The sequence below is a fragment of the Paraburkholderia sp. CNPSo 3281 genome (genome assembly GCF_024206515.1).
GTDB lineage: Bacteria > Pseudomonadota > Gammaproteobacteria > Burkholderiales > Burkholderiaceae > Paraburkholderia > Paraburkholderia nodosa.
Window position 1 is genome coordinate 1 of sequence record NZ_JAMBPS010000055.1, and the last position, 17082, is coordinate 17082.

Annotated in this window: 16 protein-coding genes and 2 pseudogenes; 8 read left to right on the plus strand and 10 right to left on the minus strand. The window is 61.6% G+C overall.

What is annotated here, in order from left to right; translation table 11 throughout:
* Positions 1–646: pseudogene (locus tag M3I56_RS33315) on the minus strand (IS701 family transposase); the annotation flags it as partial.
* A gap of 78 nt (positions 647–724) precedes the next feature.
* Here M3I56_RS33315 and M3I56_RS33320 point away from each other — a divergent pair.
* The 6 genes and pseudogenes from M3I56_RS33320 to M3I56_RS33335 form a co-directional block, all read left to right on the plus strand.
* A pseudogene (locus M3I56_RS33320) lies at positions 725–1527 on the plus strand (IS3 family transposase); the annotation flags it as partial.
* A gap of 520 nt (positions 1528–2047) precedes the next feature.
* Positions 2048–2500, plus strand: coding sequence for a transposase (locus M3I56_RS41780; protein WP_375541834.1), 453 nt, complete (start codon positions 2048–2050; stop codon positions 2498–2500).
* A gap of 74 nt (positions 2501–2574) precedes the next feature.
* Positions 2575–2850, plus strand: a complete 276-nt coding sequence (locus M3I56_RS41785; RefSeq protein WP_375541836.1) for an IS3 family transposase — start codon at positions 2575–2577, stop codon at positions 2848–2850.
* A 135-nt stretch (positions 2851–2985) separates the two neighbouring features.
* Positions 2986–4743, plus strand: coding sequence for an ABC transporter ATP-binding protein (locus tag M3I56_RS33325; protein ID WP_254357622.1), 1758 nt, complete (start codon positions 2986–2988; stop codon positions 4741–4743).
* Positions 4744–5144: 401 nt separating this feature from the next.
* On the plus strand, positions 5145–5549 hold the full coding sequence (locus M3I56_RS33330) for a DUF302 domain-containing protein (protein ID WP_254357623.1): 405 nt from the start codon (positions 5145–5147) through the stop codon (positions 5547–5549).
* A 175-nt stretch (positions 5550–5724) separates the two neighbouring features.
* Positions 5725–7059, plus strand: a complete 1335-nt coding sequence (locus M3I56_RS33335; RefSeq protein ID WP_254357624.1) for a multidrug efflux MFS transporter — start codon at positions 5725–5727, stop codon at positions 7057–7059.
* Positions 7060–7165: 106 nt separating this feature from the next.
* On the opposite strand, the gene M3I56_RS33340 is transcribed toward M3I56_RS33335, so the two are convergent.
* Positions 7166–7423: a hypothetical protein gene (locus M3I56_RS33340; protein WP_035514085.1), complete on the minus strand. Its 258-nt coding sequence runs from the start codon at positions 7421–7423 to the stop codon at positions 7166–7168.
* A gap of 761 nt (positions 7424–8184) precedes the next feature.
* Between M3I56_RS33340 and M3I56_RS33345 the strand changes: the two genes are divergently transcribed.
* Positions 8185–9618: a cytochrome-c peroxidase gene (locus M3I56_RS33345; RefSeq protein WP_254357625.1), complete on the plus strand. Its 1434-nt coding sequence runs from the start codon at positions 8185–8187 to the stop codon at positions 9616–9618.
* A 93-nt stretch (positions 9619–9711) separates the two neighbouring features.
* Here the strand turns inward: M3I56_RS33345 and M3I56_RS33350 are convergent, their stop codons facing one another.
* From M3I56_RS33350 to M3I56_RS33385, 8 genes are all read right to left on the minus strand, one after another.
* A complete protein-coding gene (locus M3I56_RS33350; protein WP_254357626.1) occupies positions 9712–10050 on the minus strand; it encodes a cupin domain-containing protein in 339 nt (112 codons plus the stop codon).
* A gap of 9 nt (positions 10051–10059) precedes the next feature.
* Positions 10060–10488 carry an OsmC family protein gene (locus M3I56_RS33355; RefSeq protein ID WP_042260258.1) on the minus strand — a complete coding sequence of 143 codons (429 nt, stop codon included), beginning with the start codon at positions 10486–10488 and terminating at the stop codon, positions 10060–10062.
* Positions 10489–10567: 79 nt separating this feature from the next.
* A complete protein-coding gene (locus tag M3I56_RS33360; protein WP_028206328.1) occupies positions 10568–11365 on the minus strand; it encodes a c-type cytochrome in 798 nt (265 codons plus the stop codon).
* Positions 11362–12987, minus strand: coding sequence for a cbb3-type cytochrome c oxidase subunit I (locus M3I56_RS33365; protein ID WP_028206327.1), 1626 nt, complete (start codon positions 12985–12987; stop codon positions 11362–11364). The genes M3I56_RS33360 and M3I56_RS33365 overlap by 4 nt, the downstream gene beginning before the upstream one ends.
* A complete protein-coding gene (locus M3I56_RS33370) occupies positions 12977–13552 on the minus strand; it encodes a cytochrome C oxidase subunit II (RefSeq protein ID WP_254357627.1) in 576 nt (191 codons plus the stop codon). Before M3I56_RS33370 ends, M3I56_RS33365 begins: the two co-directional genes overlap by 11 nt.
* Before the next feature lie 28 nt (positions 13553–13580).
* Complete coding sequence (locus M3I56_RS33375) at positions 13581–13763, minus strand: hypothetical protein (protein WP_028206326.1); 183 nt, start codon at positions 13761–13763, stop codon at positions 13581–13583.
* A 7-nt stretch (positions 13764–13770) separates the two neighbouring features.
* The gene (locus M3I56_RS33380) at positions 13771–15054 is read right to left on the minus strand and encodes a cytochrome c (RefSeq protein ID WP_254357651.1); all 1284 of its coding nucleotides are present in this window, start codon (positions 15052–15054) and stop codon (positions 13771–13773) included.
* A gap of 94 nt (positions 15055–15148) precedes the next feature.
* A complete protein-coding gene (locus M3I56_RS33385) occupies positions 15149–15877 on the minus strand; it encodes a c-type cytochrome (RefSeq protein ID WP_375541835.1) in 729 nt (242 codons plus the stop codon).
* 406 nt (positions 15878–16283) lie between these two features.
* Here M3I56_RS33385 and M3I56_RS33390 point away from each other — a divergent pair, with 406 nt between their 5' ends.
* Entirely contained in the window at positions 16284–17024 is a 741-nt protein-coding gene (locus M3I56_RS33390) for a FadR/GntR family transcriptional regulator (protein WP_254357628.1), read from the plus strand.
* Positions 17025–17082 lie beyond the last annotated feature (58 nt).

Below are 17082 nucleotides of genomic sequence, written 5' to 3' on the forward strand. Positions count from 1 at the left end.
CCTTCCCGAAAAGCGGTTTCGTCGCCGTACCCGGCATCGGCGAGCACAATGCCCGGTCCAATACCGGATGCGACAGCCTCGCGGAGTTGGGCCAGCGCAATCTGTGGCTTGGTTTCGAAGGCGAGATCGTCGGGGATGCCCGCACGACGCGCTCGCTCCCGGTCTTCAATCCATTCCTTGGGGACATACAGCTGCCAGGCAATTGGCAGGCTGCCGCGTTGCGTCGCGATCGACAGGCTCACGGCGATCTGGCAGTTATCCTGTTTGCCCAATTGCCCGCAGTATTGCCGCGCTACGCCGACCGAATGCTTGCCTTTCTTCGGGAAGCCCGTGTCGTCAATAATCCAGTAATAGCCAGTCTCTTCAGCAGCGTGCAGGCCTAACGCGGGCATCACCCATTCTCGTACCCGCTGCAGGACCGCCCGGTCAGACCATTCTGCCTTGGCCACAAAATGGTGGAGTGACTGATGTTTCGCACTCGCGTGAAGTGGGTCAATATGCGCGGCCATCGGCTCGACGCTCTTGCGTGACAATGGCATCACCAAGCCCGAACAGTAACCCTTGAGGCCGGCATGGCGATCGGCGTGCCCTAACGCCTGCGCCAGATGTTCAGATACTCGTCAAATTCATCGACATCTTCTCTCATCACGATCGCCCGAAATATGTATTATTCAATAATACCAGGTATCGTTTCGCTGCAGATGTTTTTTATGACACAGTAGTACTAGGTCTTGCACGTAGTTCCTACTTCTACCACCGGGCACGACTGCTTGTCGCTGACAAATATGCTGGCGTGCGTCGCGCTATCACAGAGATCTTTGAGCACAATCACCGTTGCTACGGCTATCGCCGGATACGCGCGGCACTGGGCAGGCGGTAGGCCTTCATATCGGAGAAAGTCGTGCGACGTTTGATGAGGCAGGAAGGGCTGGCTGCTGCCATTGCCAAACGGCGTCGTTACGGCTCCTACCTGGGCGAAATAGGCCTTGCGCCCGAGAACATCGTTAATCGTGATTTCCGAGCGGCAGCCCCGAATGAGAAGTGGCTCACCGACATTACCGAGTTCCAGATTCCGGCTGGCAAGGTGTATCTCTCGCCATTGATCGACTGCTTTGATGGGCTCGTTGTCAGTTGGTCTATCGGCACGCGGCCGGACGCCGAACTTGTAAATTCCATGCTGGACGCAGCCATCGAGACAGTGACCGACAGCAACGTCAGACCTGTAGTCCACTCCGATCGTGGTGCGCACTATCGCTGGCCTGGATGGCTCACACGGATGCGCGAGGCAAGGCTGATTCGCTCGATGTCACGTAAAGGATGTTCGCCAGATAACGCGCCTTGCGAAGGCTTCTTCGGGCGGCTGAAAACGGAGTTGTTCTATTCTCGGGACTGGCAGGCCACCACCGTTGAGCAATTCATTGAGGTAGTCGACTCCTACATTCGCTGGTATAACGCAAAGCGCATCAAGGTCTCGCTTGGCTCGCTCAGCCCGCTCGATACCGGGAGAGTCTCGGAATTGGGGCATAAAACCAGTCCAAGAATTTAGCCGCACCCCCTGTGGGTCAGTTTTACATCGGCGCTAACAGAAAAGAGATAACAGGCTTGCCAATCCAACCACTCACGACGCTCCATCGGCCATAGCGAGTTGGACAATCGGAAGCGGTACCATTCGCGCCTGTCGAATCACACACCAAATGAGGCAAACTTCGCTGCGCTGCCTGCGAATAACTTGGCAGCGTGACTGCCTCGGGCGTACCCACCAAGACTGCCCGAGGTAGTGAGGTCACTTCTAGCGGGCTGAATTTCGAGGCCTCGGCCTCGACGCTGGAACACTGCCCATCTCACACGAGCGATTGCCGCTCTCCTGGCACCCGACCGTCGCAGCTATCCCTCTCGTAGCGCAGGCCGGAAAGCGCTCGGAAAGCTCTTGGCAGTCGGTCTAATTAGCAATGCCGGTGTCATGGTGTAAGGACACCCTCATCGATTAAGAATGAGCCATTCCGCATAAGGTCACCCAATCACGGGATGGGTGCAATAGTAAATACAAATGAGAATCACTGTTATTTTCGTTTTGAGATGGCTTACATTATTATTTCCAGCCGATGCGATAACTCTCAGGGGGAAGAGCGGTCACCAAAAGATATGCGGGGCGGCTGGTCTAGGGGTGGCTGTACTTACTGGAATTCGCCCAAACGTGAACTGTTGGAAGCAGCATCCCAAAAAGGGGGGCATAGTGAAGAAGTCAAAATTCACCCAGCAACAAATTATCGCCATATTGGACTCGCGTGCGGCATTCGAATCGATTCCTGCTCTTTGCAAGGAACATGGAATTAGTAGGGCGACATATTATTTATGGATCAGGCGGTATCTCGATGATTCCAGCCATGGGAATTCAAAGGCCCACGAGCTGGAGATGGAGAATATCCAGTTGCGACAAGTTTGCCAAAGACTGGAAATCGAGAATAGGGCGATCCGAAATGCACTGAATTTAAAACCTTAACGCCGTCTGCCAGGCGAGAGGTCGTGGAAAAGCTCCTTGACGTACCAATCACGATTTCTCGAGCCTGTCAAATTGTGGGCCTCTCGCGGGCGGCGTATTACAAGAGGCCACGCAAATCCTCTAGCAGGGATGACGAGATCGCCAACGCATTGCGAAGAATTTTAACCGAGCGTCATGACTGGGGATTTAGGAGATGCTTTGATGAGATGCGCAAGCAGGGATTTTCATGGAACCATAAACGGGTGTACAGAATATATTGTGAAATGGGGCTAAACCGTAGATTTCTCAAAAATTCGGAATCAATTTCCCTGCCGGTTGTGGCAACACACGATGCGGCATCCGATGGGTAGTTGTCGGCCTCGACGGGATAACCCGGAAGGGGAGGGCTTGCCTGCCAGGAGTATGTGCTTGCAACTATTGAATGTACCACTTGGCAATATGATTGTCTGCAAATTTTTTTAAGTTCAAACCAGAGGTCTACGGGAATGAATTGGAAGAATTTTTTAATCTTAAAAGAGACGATGCGTTTGATGTTCATTCAAGAAGTCGGCGCACGCAGGTTTATAGTAATAGGCGCAGGAATTGAACTTGTCACTCAGGCTCTGTTCGTTCTGGGTCCATTTACGTTGAAATTCGCGGTCGACGCGTTGTCGCGACGGGACTCAACTGAAGGCCTTGCGCTCGTAAGCGCTTTTATAATATTTTGGTCCTTGTCGGCGATTGCCTCGATTGCAACGTTAACATATACGACGAGGATTGTTCATGAACTTTGCGGTTATATATTCAAAAAGGTCCTGCGCATAAGAATACCGGACTTGGCAAAAGGCTCGCTAAATGAAAGCGGCAGGGTGACTGGCACTTTGGAACGTCTTCCCTATAGTCTCCAGGTAATTATAGAAGGTTTATTGTGGAAGGTAGTCCCGGTCGTCGCGCAAATCGTAGTTTCCATTGCCCTCATAGCTACGCTCCTTCCAGCGCAGTATTTCGTAGTTATGTTGCTTGTTTTTTTTGCTTTTTTATTCTTCTCTTATATAAATTCGAAGCGATACGAGGAGAGTGCGGCAGAAACCAATGAAACCGCCGGAATTTTATCGGCGACAGTGTCAGACGTTCTTCGAAATTCTCAAAAAATACTTAGCAATGGCGCAATTCCATATGAGATTGACTATATTTCATCGAAAGTCAGGGGGCGCGTTCTCGCGAACTGGAACCGATCAAAATTGCTTGCCAAGGCTGCCGTAGTTCAATATAGCGTAGTATCTATTGGATTATTGGTCCTTTTTGCCATGTGCGTGAAAGATGTGTCTCAAGGTTCGATCACGGTTGGCGACTTTGTACTATTGCAGGCCTACGCTTTTCAATTTGCCATGCCGTTGGGTGCGTTCGGCTTCGTGATCCGCCAATGTGGAAGCGCTTTGGCGAATATTGGTGAAATAATCTCGTCTATTTCTTCGGAGAGTAGTCCGCCTGTCCAGAATTCCGGCGGGAATGACACTCCGTGTTCACTAAAAATATGTAATCTTTCATTTGATCGGGGCAAGCAAAATTTCGCACTGAAAAATATCAACCTGACTGTACAGCGCGGTACGTTCGTCGCAATCGTCGGGCACAATGGTAGTGGCAAATCGACGTTTGCCAAGATTATGGCAGGTTTGCTTGATCCCTGCTGTGGCTTCGTTGCATACGACGGAGTGAAAATTCATGGCGTCGACCCGCTCGAACGGTCGAGGTACGGTTTGTACGTGCCTCAGGAGGCGATGTTGTTGAATCGGACCATTGGGGAGAATGTTAAATACCATCCGTCAAATCTCAACGATGAAGACGCAAAGAAATATCTTAGTGATCTCGATTTTTATAAAAATGGGGCGCCGATAGATCTGACTGTGAGCGTCGGTGAAGGGGGGAGCAAGTTGTCGGGAGGGCAGGTGCAGAAGGTTGAAATATCGCGATTGATGGGAATCAATGTTCCGGTTTTTATTCTTGATGAGACGACGTCCGGGCTAGACGCCGCAAGCGACGCTCGTGCGATAGCTCTGCTACGCGCTCGATTCAGCGGACGATCTACCATTGTTTTGATTACTCATCGGGTTGCTCACGCCGAAATTGCGGACGAGGTCGTTTTCTTGTCTGATGGAGCGGTAGTAGCAAACGGACCGCATGTTGATTTAATGGAAAACTGTGCTCGTTATCGTGAATTCTGGCAGCAGTCGAAGCGATCGGACTTAAACTCAATCGCTGTCTGAGGGGAGCTGGTCTGCGATCTCACTAGATGCTCTTCGCCCCCGCTTCGATCGATGATGCTTGAAGTGCTATTTCCGGTCTCGGCGGCTCGGTAATCGATCAGGCGTGTTGTAGTGACGAATCAGCCTTGACGGGGACGATCCGCGTGATCGAATGAGTAACATACCGCCCGGGACTAGCGCGGGAATTCTGAAAAGTCCACTGGGTAAGGCAACTCGAAGTGTTACACGGCGGATTCGCGTGTAAAACACGTGTAACCCTTTAGTGAGCCATTGTAGATGTGATTGGCCTCGCTGAATCCTCCCCGCGCGCGCCCTGGATCATCCGCTGCGCATTCTGGGATAAAGTGCCGTTGCATGCATCGCGCATTCGCGCGGGCCGTGCGCCATAGGAGGAGTTTGTCATGGCCGAATACGGGCAACATCCCTCGTCCGTGCTGACGCTCAAGAGCGCCCACGACTTCGACACGACGATCGCGCGCCTGAAGACCGCGCTGGCCAAGGCGGGCGCGGATATCTTCGCCGACGTCGACCAGCGCGAAGCCGCCGAGACCGCGGGGCTCAGCCTGCGCCGCACGCGTCTCATCCTGTTCGGCAATCCGAAGGCGGGTACGCCCGTCATGGCGGCCAACCCGCACGCGGCGGTGGAGTTGCCGCTGCGCATGGTGGTCTGGGAAGACAACGAAGGCCACACGCGGCTCGACTATCGCGACGTCTCGCAGACGCTTGGCCCGCTCTATGGCATCGACACTGAAGTGCTCGTGCCGCTGCAGCGCATGGTGGGGCTGCTGCAGACCGCCGTGCAATAAGCGGTAAACCCGCTGCGCGCCTCACACCAGTACCTGCGGCCGGCGCCTGAGCGCCCATCTTCGGCGGGCGCTTAAAAAATTGACAGGTGCGGCGCGCTTCGCTTAACGTAGGTGCCTTGCGACTTCACCCGGCAAGCGGGCGAAGCGCGTAGCCCGCCGCTGCCTCGATCCGCCGATGACCTCCCGCGCAGAAGACCCCGACGATCCGCCACGCGATCGCGCCGGGGTGTCCGATTCGACTTCCGCATCTTCATCGACGCCATCGCCTGCCGTCTCCCGCACGCAGCAAGCGCTACCCGAAAATCCGCACGACGCCGATGTCGAGCAACACTGGCGGCGCAATCTCGCGGTCTGCGTGGTGGGCTCGTTCACGACGCTCGTCGCCATGACGCTGATGCTGCCGTTCCTGCCGCTCTACGTGGAGGAACTGGGCGTGCACGGCCACGCGGCGATCGTGCAGTGGTCGGGTATTGCGTACAGCGCGACGTTTTTCACGGCCGCGCTCGTCGCTCCCGTGTGGGGGCGCCTCGGCGACCGCTACGGCCGCAAGCCCATGCTCGTGCGCGCGAGCCTCGGCATGGCGATCACGATGTCGCTCATCGGCATGTCGCGCAATATCTGGCAGCTCGTCGCGCTGCGTTTGCTCGCGGGTTTCGCGGGCGGTTATTCGTCGGGCTCGACCATCCTCGTCGCCACCCAAACGCCGCGTCACCGTTCGGCGTGGGCGCTCGGCGTGCTGTCGTCGGGCATCATGGCCGGCAATCTCATCGGACCGCTGCTGGGCGGATCGCTGCCGCCGCTCATCGGCCTGCGCGCCACGTTCTGGGTCGCGGGCGCAACGATCTTCGCGGCCTTCATCGCGACCTGCGTGTTCGTGAAGGAAGCGCCGCGCCCCGCGCGCGTCGCGCATGCCGCGCAGAAGGGCGGCTGGTCGGCGCTCCCCGACAAGCGCCCGATCGTCGCCATGCTCGTGACCGGCATGCTGCTGATGCTCGCCAACATGTCGATCGAACCGATCATCACTGTGTACGTGGCGACGCTCGTGCACGACCCCGCGCGTGTGACTTTCGTCGCGGGCCTCGCGATGTCGGCGGCGGCGCTCGGCAGCATCGTCGCGGCGTCGCGGCTCGGGCGCGTTGCGGACCGTGTGGGGCACGCGAAAGTGATCGTCGGGGCGCTCACGGCCTCGGCATTGCTGCTCGTGCCGCAGGCGTTCGTCACGGCGGGCTGGCAACTCGTCGCGCTGCGTTTTCTCATGGGCGTCTCGCTTGCTGCGCTTCTGCCGTGCATCGCGACGGTCATTCGTCACAACGCGCCGGACCATGCCGCGGGCAGCGTGCTCGGCTATTCGGTATCGGCGCAATTCACGGGGCAGGTGCTTGGCCCGCTGATCGGCGGCTTCGTCGGCGGGCATCTGGGCATGCGCGCCGTGTTCCTCGGCACGAGCCTGCTGATGCTGGCGGGCGCGCTGTTTACGTGGCGCGCGGTGGGTTTCGCCCGGCGCGCGTAACGCGGCGGCCAGCCCGCGCGCAGGCATTGAAAGTGTGAGAGGCGAGGGCGGCGGATCTTGCGCGCCGCCGCCTCAGGTTCATCGGCGCTCGCTCACCGGGCGCGGGTCAGTGACCAAAAAACACGTCGCAGTCGGGACGCGGCCAGCACATCTTGCCCGTGCGATGGCCTGAGGCGCTGTGCGTATCGGGCGTGCCGCCATACGACATATCGGTGCTGGCCTGAGCCGAAGCATCGGCGTCGTCGGTCATCGTCTGATGCGCGCGCTCCTGCGAAACGGGTTCGTCCTTCGCGCGCGCCGTGCCGGGCGCAACGGCTGTCACAGCCGCCACGCATGTGGCGATCAATGCCAGGCGTAATGTCATATCAACCTCCTTTCTCGAGTTCGTGAGTGCGCCTTCGCGGCAATGACGAAGTCACTGCGGGATAACGGCGGAGTGGCTCCGCGGCGAAGGTGCGCGCGAGCAAGACGCAAAGCCTTAAGTCGCACACTCATCTGGAAAGTCGGGATGCCTGCGCGCAGCGCACGGCTGCCGAACGTCTTAGCTCACTGCTCACGAAGGAAGCGCGCCCACGCATTCGGGGGCGGCACAGCGCGGCGCGGCGCAAGAAGAAGGGCGCGCGGGCGCAGAGAACATCCGCACTGTGCTTTCAGTTATAGCTCGCGCCCCAAGGAGTGCAATCGGCTCAATCCCGGCCCCTGCGCACGGACCGAATCCAGGGCCGAATCCAGAACCCTGCACACACCGTCCCTCCAGCGATTCTTTCGATTCTGAAAATAACTGAAAGTATTTGGAAATTAAACGGTCGCCGTGTAGTCATCCTGCGATGTTGTAATGCGCTCGCTCTGATGTAAGGCGCATTGGGGCCTGTCGGCAGGATGGATGGGCGCCGTCTGAACGCCGCGGCGGCAGGGCGCACTGGTGCGCGCCGTCGATCTGATCGACGGCCGGCGCGAGGTTCGACCGTCGGCACGCGCAAGTCGCGCGCGTGCAGGACGGCCGGCCTCGCGCCGTTGTCACGTCGTGTGGCTCTCGCCGCGTTGCGCGCCAGCTTCGATGTTCGCTGGGTGCTCGCGGCGTTCGGCTTTTCCTTCTCGTGGTATTACGCAAAGAAAGATCGCATCATGTCCGAGCTTTCCACTTCGCCTACACCGTCTTCACCCAAACCGCGCAGCGCGGCGAGCCCCACGCGGCTCGTCCTGCGCGCCGCCGCCGCCGTGATCGCGGTCGGCGCACTGGGTTTTTGCGCCTACGCCGTGGCGTTTCCGGCCAGCGTGCCCGATGCCGTGGGCGAGGTCGTCGAGAACCTGACGGGCGCGAATCCGCACCCGGTGGTGCTGCAGCGCCCGCCAGTCGCACCGCTTTCGGCGATGGCGCAGCTCGGCAAGCAGCTCTTTTTCGATCCGGCGCTCTCGGGCTCCGGTCAGCAGTCCTGTGCGTCGTGCCATAGCCCTGACCGTTCCTACGGTCCTCCCAATGGGCACGACGTGCAGATTGGCGGCCTCGCGATGAACCAGCAGGGTTATCGTCCGCCGCCTTCGCTCATGTATCTGTACCGTCAACCGAACTTCAGCATCGGGCCCGACCAGGGCGAAGCCGACGACGCGCCGACGGTCGCCCAGCAGGCCACGGCCGCAGCCGACGTCGTGAAGTCGCAGAAGGTGGCGGGCGGCGCATCGACTTCCGTGGAGATGGTGCCGCAGGGCGGCCTGTTCTGGGACGGCCGCGCCGACACGCTGCAGCAGCAGGCGTATGGCCCGCTGCTCAATCCCGTGGAAATGGCGAACACGAGCATCGAACAGGTGGCGACGAAGCTCGAAAAGGCGCCGTATGCGAAGCACTTTACGGAGCTGTTCGGAGACCGGATCTTTGGCGACCCGAAGCTGGCCGTAGCGGAGGCGATGTTCGCCATCTCGCGCTACCAGGTGGAAGATCAGTCGTTCCATCTCTATAACAGCAAGTACGATCGCTGGCTCGAAGGCCATGCGCGCCTCTCGCAAGCCGAGCTGCGCGGCCTGCGCCTCTTCAACGACCCGAACAAGGCGAACTGCGCGGGCTGCCACCTCTCGAAGCCCGGCAAGGACGGCCTGCCGCCCATGTTCACCGACTACCAGTACGAGGCGCTGGGCGTGCCGCGCAACAACAAGCTCGCGCAGAACAAGGACCCGCACTTCTTCGATATGGGCGTATGCGGCCCGTTCCGCTCGGACTTCAAGGACCAGACGCAGTACTGCGGCATGTTCCTCACGCCCACGCTGCGCAATTCGGCCACGCGCACGGTGTTTTTCCATAACGGCGTGTACCACAACCTCGACGACGTAATGGCGTTCTACAACGATCGCAATACGGACCCGGGCAAGTTCTATCCGCACGGCCCCGACGGCAAGATCGACAAGTACGACGATATTCCGCCGCAGTTCCAGAAGAACGTGGACGTGAAAGATGCGCCGTTCGACCGCAAGTTCGGCGACAAGCCGGCGATGACGCAAAGCGACATTCAGGACATCATCGCGTTCCTCAAGACGCTCAACGACGATCCGCAGCCGTCGAAGCAATGAGCGAGGCGGGGCAACCCGTCTTCGACAAGTAAAAGGGCGTGTCCGGCATTCGCCAGGACACGCCCTTTTTTATGGCGGATGCTGCACTAACCCTTACTTGTCCCCATGGGCAAGATGAATCGTGACGATCACGGAGGCGTCGTCGAGCGCTTCCAGCGCGTGCGTTTCGCCGCCACCGAGCAGCAGCATGTCGCCGGCGTGCATGGTGCGCGGGTCGCCGTTCACGAAGAAACGGATCACGCCTTCCACGCACTGCACCGTGATCTCGCCGGGCACGCTGTGCTCGGGAAGGCGCTTGCCCGCGGGCAGCACGATGCGCATGACTTCGAGTTGCTGCGCGCGGATCAGGGTAGTCGACTTCGCGTTCTTGAGCGCGCCGCCTAGCGGACGCACGTCGAAGACCTCACCCGGCGCGGCATGGGGGACGGCCATGACAGCCTCTCAAACGAGCTTGGCGTTGAGCGTGATCTTCGCGTTGTTGGCGAAGAGCTTCGACACCGGGCAGTTCTCCTTGGCGCCCTTCGAAAGCTCGTCGAACTTCGCTTGATCGATGCCCGGAATCTTCGCGGTCATGTCGAGCTGGCAGCTCGTGATGGCGAAGCCTTCGCCCACCTTGTCGAGTGTGACGGTCGATTTTGTCTCGATGCTCTCGGCCGTGAAGCCCGCCTGGGTGAGAAAGAGCGAGAACGCCATCGTGAAGCAGCCCGCGTGCGCCGCGCCGATCAACTCCTCGGGGTTGGTGCCGGGACCGCCTTCGAAGCGCGAGGCGAAGCCATACGGCGCTTCCTTGAGCACGCCGGTTTGCGTGGAGATCGTGCCCTGACCGTCCTTGATGCCGCCGTGCCATTTTGCCGATGCCGTCTTTTGCATGATGTCGCTCCGCGAGGTGGGGTGAGGGACGTGCAGGGCGCGCAATTTGCGTACCGCCGCAAGCCCCGCGTGGTTGGGTTCAGGGTTGCTTCGGCGGCGTTTCGCCCGCGTACCAGGCGGCCGCCGCGTCGATTTCCTCGGGCGTCATGTTGCGCGCGATGTTGCGCATCTGCTCGGAAATGTCGTTATGGCGCGTGCCGTTCGCGAACGCGAGCAACTGCGCCTTGGTGTACGCGGCCGGCAGGCCGTCGAGCCACGGGCTGCCGATCTTGCTGTCCACGCCGCCGTGGCAGGCCGCGCACGCGGGAATATTGCGCAGCGGCGCGCCGTGCGCCACGATGGCGGGTGCGCCGCCATGCAGGTGCGCGATCGGCTGCAGCGAGGCGTAGTAGGCGGCGAGGTCGCGCATGTCCTCGTCGGACAGATCGCGCGCCATGGGCGACATCACCGCGTTCTGGCGGGCGCCGGTCTGGAAGTCGTGCAGTTCCTTGAAGACCACGATGGCGAACTGGCCCGCCAGATTCGGCGAATTGGCCATGCTGATGCCGCGCGGGCCATGGCACATCGTGCAGCGCAAGGCGAGCGTCGCGCCGCGGCCAACCGAGAGCGTCGTCGCGCCGTCGAGCATGTGCGGCGTCAGTTCGACCTGGCTCAGCTGGTAGCCCGGCGGCACCGCCGACCCGACCGGGTGCCACTCGCGCGGCACGCCGGCCGCGCTGCAGATCGCCGTCCAGATGCCCTGAAAATACGGGTCGCTCTTCGCGGAAGGCAGCCAGATGAAGCCGATCAGCACGGAGACGACGAACACGACGATCGCCGTGCCCACGCCCGCGCGAAACCACACATTGCGAAACGAGAACAGGCGTTCGTCGCTCATCGCTGTGCTCCAATCGGGATCGCGGGCACGGCCGTTTCGGGCGTCGCCAGCAGTTGCGCGATCGGGTAGCCATAGTTGGTGATCGTGAGCGCGATCATCAGCACGACCCACAGCCCGAAGCTATTGAGCGCCACCGGCAGCGTGGCCGACTCGTGCACCGGCTTGCTGAAGCGATATTCCTCGGGCGCGGCCGCCTCGCTGCGATGCCCCTGGAGCAGCACGGTGAAGAACAGCACCGCCGAGATCACGAGGATCAGTCCGCCAATGGCCGAGAGCACCACGAGTGCGCCCTGGCCCGCGAGCGCCGGGTCGCTGTAGTCGTAGTAGGCCATGCGCCGCGGCATGCCCATAAGGCCGACCAGGTGCCACGGAAAGGTCGTCACGATCATCCCGATGAACCACAGCCACAACTGCCAGCGCATGAGGCGCCAGTTGTTGAGCGCGCGGCCCGTGATCTGCGGCCACAGGTCGTAGGCGATGGCGAAATACATGATGACGATCGCGCCGCCATAGATCAGGTGAAAGTGGCCCGTGATCCACTGCGTGTTATGGATGGTCTGGTCGAGCTGGTAGCTCATGTTGATGAGGCCGCCCGCGCCGCCAAAGCCGAGCATGACGAACGAGAACGCCACGGCCAGCATTTGCGGGTTCTGCCACGGCAGCTTCGCGATCCAGCCGAACGGGCCCTTGCCGCCGCGCAGCCGCCCGGCGATTTCGACCGACGCGCAGATCGTGAACACGGTGAGCAGCGTGGGCACCGAGACGAGCGCCGTGAACACCGACTGCACGAACTTGAAGCCCGAGCCCACCTGCGGATCGGTGAAGAGGTGGTGCAGGCCGATCGGCATGGCCACCACGAGAAACAGGATGAACGAAATGCGCGCCATCACGTCGCTGTAGAGCCGGCCGCCAATCGCGCGCGGAATGATCGTGTAGTAGGCGATATAGGCGGGCACGAGCCAGAAGTAGACGATGGCGTGCAGGGTCCAGGAGAAGAACACGCGCGCGAGACCCGCGTCGATCGTATTGCGCCAGCCGAAGGCCACGGGCAGGATCTGGAACAGCACTTCGATGGCCGCGCCCACCGCGGTCCAGCCCCAGAGATACGCGCCCGCCGTGGTCGCGAACATGGCGAGCGGCAGGGGTTTGCCGCGATTCTCACGCTTCCATTTCGCGGTGTTTATGCCCATCAGCGCGACCCAGACCCACGAGCCCACCACGACGAGCACGACGCCCAGGTAATAGAACACGTTGCCGATCATCGGCGGGTAGAACGTATAGAGCACGGAGGCGAGGCCGAGCGCCACGGGTACCGAGGCCGTGACGGCGCCGAGCGCGAGCAGGATGAAGCCGAGCCAGGCCCACTTCACGCCCACGAGCGGGCGCTTGAGCGCCAGTTCGCTGACCGCGTAGCCGAAGCCCATGGCGATGAGCGTGGGAAACACGTAACCCATCACGGTGCCGTGTTCCGTGACCGAGCGGTAGTAAAGCTCGGGGTCGTTGAGCCAGGGGTGCAGCGGGCTGCGCACGAACATCTGCCACGCGCCGAGCAGCAGCGCCACGCCAAAGACGATGAACGCGAGCCAGAAGTGGGCGAGTACGAGTCGCTTGTTATTTAACACAGCTGAGTCTCCGCGCTGAATTGCCTGCCTGGTTCGCCATCTGCATGAAGGCGTCCTTGTCGATGACCTTCACGTGGGCCCACATGCCCTGGTGGCCAGTGCCGCAGTATTCGTGACACGGCATGAGGTGGTCGGCGGGTTTGTCGAAGGTCGTGCGGAACGTTGAGATGTAGCCCGGCTCGACCATCGAGTTCAGGTTGGTGTCGGTAACGAGAAAGCCGTGCACGACATCGGCGCTAGTCGCGCGAAACGTAATGGGCGTGTTCGCCGGGACGAGGATGCATTGCGGCGTGAACGAGTATTGCTGGGCGAGAATGCGCACCGTCACGGAGCCGTCGGTTTCCACGGCGCTGCCCAGGTTCGACTCGACGAATTCGCCGGACACGTGCAGCATTTCCGGATTGACGAGTTCCACGCGCGAGGGCGGCATCATGGCCCAGTGCAGGCCCGTAAACACCACCACGGCCACGAGCAGGGAGACGAACGCCACCATGACCGTCGCCCAGCGGCGCTCGACGCGCGCGGCGACTTCGGCACTGGCATGGTTATCGAGCGGATTCGACATGAGGCCGGCCTTTTCTTGTCTGTCTGAGCTATTGGATGACGCCGCGCGGCAGGAACACGACGAAGTAGAAGATGAACCAGAGCGCGGCCACGATCGCCGTGGCAATGCCCGCTACCGCGAGCGCGCCGCCCGGGCCGCTGGCCACGATCTCGTCGACCTGTTCATGTTGCGGGCGCTCGCCCGGTTGTTCGGGTACGGGAGTTTCGATCATCGCAGCCTCAGAAAAGCGGCGCGGAACGCAGCGCGTTCACTTCGTGTACGGAAACCGGCGTGCCGTGATTGCCCCACGCCGTGCGGATATACGTGACCACGGCCGCCACTTCTTCATCGGAGAGCGACTGCGCGAAAGGCGGCATGCCATAAGGCATGGGGTTCTTTCTCGTGCCCGGCGCATAGCCGCCATTGAGGACCATGCGGATGGGATTGACGGCCGAGTTCATCTGGATCGACTGGTTGTCGGCGAGCGGCGGGAAATGCGGCGGCTTGCCCTGGCCTTCGGTCGCGTGACACACCGCGCACTGCGACTCGTAGATCTTCTTGCCGAGCGGCACGAGGCGGGCGGCTTCCTCCGTCACGAAGGTGCTCTTGGGCGACTTGTCGACCTCGTTGTTGCGGCCCGGCAGCGACTTCAGATACACGGCCACGGCGCGCACGTCGTCTTCGGTGAGGTACTGGAAGCTGTCATAGACCACTTCGGCCATCGGGCCGTACACGGCGCCGCGCTTCGACACGCCCGCGTGCAGCAGATCGACGATGTCCTCGATGCTCCAGTCGCCAAGGCCCGCTTCCTTGTTCGAGGTGAGCGAAGGCGCGTACCAGTTCTGCACGGGAATCAGACCGCCCTCGAACGCCTTCGAGGGCGAGTTGCCGCCCAGCGCGTTGATGGCCGTGTGGCACATCGTGCAGTGGCCGAGGCCTTCCACGAGATAGGCGCCGCGATTCCATTCGGCGGACTGCTTCGGGTCGGGCTTGAACTCGCCCTGGCGGAAGAACAGCGTGCGCCAGCCGAGCAGCAGCGCGCGCTTGTTATACGGGAAGCGCAGGTCGTGCGCGCGGTTCTCCTTGCGCACGGGCTGGGTGGAGAGCAGGTACGCGAAGATGGCGTCCGAGTCCGCGCGCGTGACCTTGGTATATGACGCGAACGGCATGGCCGGATAGAGCAGCGTGCCGTCGCGCGACTTGCCCTCGTGCAGCATGCGGTAGAACTCGTCGGCGGTCCACGAGCCGATGCCGAAGGTCTTGTCCGACGAGATGTTCGGCGTGTAGAGCGTGCCGAACGGCGTTTCCATCGGACGCCCGCCGCCGAACATCTGCTCGGAAGGCACGGTGTGGCACGCAATGCAGTCGCCGGCGCGCGCGAGATATTCGCCGCGCGCGATCAGTTCGGCGTTGCTCGCCACCGGCTTCGCGTTGGCCGTGGCTGCCGCTGCGGCGGCGCTCGCCGCGTCCGCTGCGTTCGCGCTGGGCGCGGCCGTTTGTGCGAGCGCGACCGCGGCGCCCATGCAGAGCGTGGCGGCCGCGAGCGAGAGGCGCGTCGCGAGTGGCTTTGACGATGACGGGAGAAGGGATCGAAGTCTGCGCACGTCGAGGCCCCGGCTAGTTATGGACGCTGCCGCACGCGAGCGGCAGCGGCGAGGCCGCCGCCGGCGTCGTATCGGTGGGCGCGGGTTGCGACGAGAGCCAGGCCGCGATCGCGGTGATGTCGCGGTCGGCGAGACGGGTGGCGATGTCGTGCATGCAGTCGGGCGCAGCGGCGCGGCGCGTGCCGTAGCGGAACGCGCCGAGCTGCGCGCTGATGTAGTTCGCATGCAGGCCCACGAGGCCCGGAATGGCCGGCTGCATGCCCGTGAGCGAGGCGCCATGGCAGCCTGCGCAGGCGGGCACGTTACGCTTGCTGTCGCCGTTCATGACGAGCGTTTTGCCGAGCGCGAGCGTGGCGGCGTCGACCGTGGGTTTGGCGGGCGGCGGATAGGGCGGGTGCTGCTGCGAGAAGAATTCCGCGATCTGCTTGAGGTAGGCGTCGGGCAAATACGCCAGCAGATAGTTCATGGGCGGGTAGCTGCGGCCGCCGTCGCGGAAGGCGACGAGCTGGTTGAACAGATAGCCCGCCGGCTTGCCCGCGAGACGCGGAAAGTAGTCGTTGTCGGTGCCTTCGCCGTGTGCGCCGTGACAGGCCGCGCAACCCATCACGCGGGCCTGCATCGTGTCAGGCGCGGGCTCGGCGGGCGGCGCCGCGAAGAGCGGCGCCCATGGCAGCGCGAGCGCAAGGATGAGTAAGGCGATGCGGGTTCTCAATGATTCCCTCGTTGCGGATGGTAACGACACAAACGCGTTGCGATTCGATATCAGTTGAGGCGTCGTCCGTGGGGGATTCTCATTGTCCAAGACGGTCGGGCGCGCACCTTTTCGAGGAGATTATCGGAGAACGCCGACTTGTGCAGCCAGGATGTGCAAATAAATTCGCCGGATTATTGCAGTGCGATATGTTTGCTAACACAACGATGTGCGGTTCTCCCCGCGGGTCGGCGCGTCGCGAATTGCATTGGAATGCGAAATAAAGTAAGGATCGTTCACGGAGCGATTTCGTGTGGTGTCCGGGCCTGCACAGGTGGCGTCCATCATGCGGTCGTAGGATGTCCCTGGTCGCATGCGTGCGTGCTTTTCCGGTGGTTGTCCGACAACGTATAATGCAACATGACTTACGCACGCATATCGAGCCAAGGAGATCCACATGGCGGAGTCGCTTGCCACGCCCATCGCCGCGCGTAGCCGCAATCTCGCCGAGCAGGTCGTCAACTTCATCAGCGCGCAGATCGCCGCGCGCGCGCTCAAGCCCGGCGACAAGCTGCCCACCGAAAGCAACCTCATGACGCAACTGGGCGTGAGCCGCACGGTGGTGCGCGAGGCCATCTCGCGTCTGCAAGCCATGTCGGTGATCGAAACGCGTCACGGCATTGGCAGCTTCGTGCTGGAGCCGCGCCGCGAGCCGCTCGATCTCGACGTCGTGCCGGCCAGCACGCTGGACGACGTGCTTTCCGTGCTGGAGCTGCGCATCAGTCTCGAAACGGAGGCCGCGGGCCTTGCCGCCCAGCGTGCGAGCGAGCGCGACCTGGCCGGCATGCGCGCCGCGCTCGACACGCTCGACGTCGTCATCCGCACGGGCGGCGACAGCTCGGGCGCCGACCTCGAATTCCACATCTCGGTGGCGCGCGCCACGGGCAACCGCTATTTCGTCGACATCCTCACGCAGATGGGCGCGGCGTTGATCCCGCGCCGTCGCGTCGATTCGGCTGGCATCGCGCATCGCGATCCGCAGGCTTACGCCGAGCTGGTGAACCGCGAGCACGAGAGCATTTTCGACGCCATCGCCCGTCACGATTCCGAAGGCGCACGCGCGGCCATGCGCATGCATCTTTCGAGCAGCCGCGAGCGGCTGCGCCGCGCGGCGGCCGAGTCCGGCGAAAGGGCATAGCGCGTTGCAGCGCGTAGCGTGCATCGAAAAACAGCGGCCGCAGGTTGAACTGCAGCCG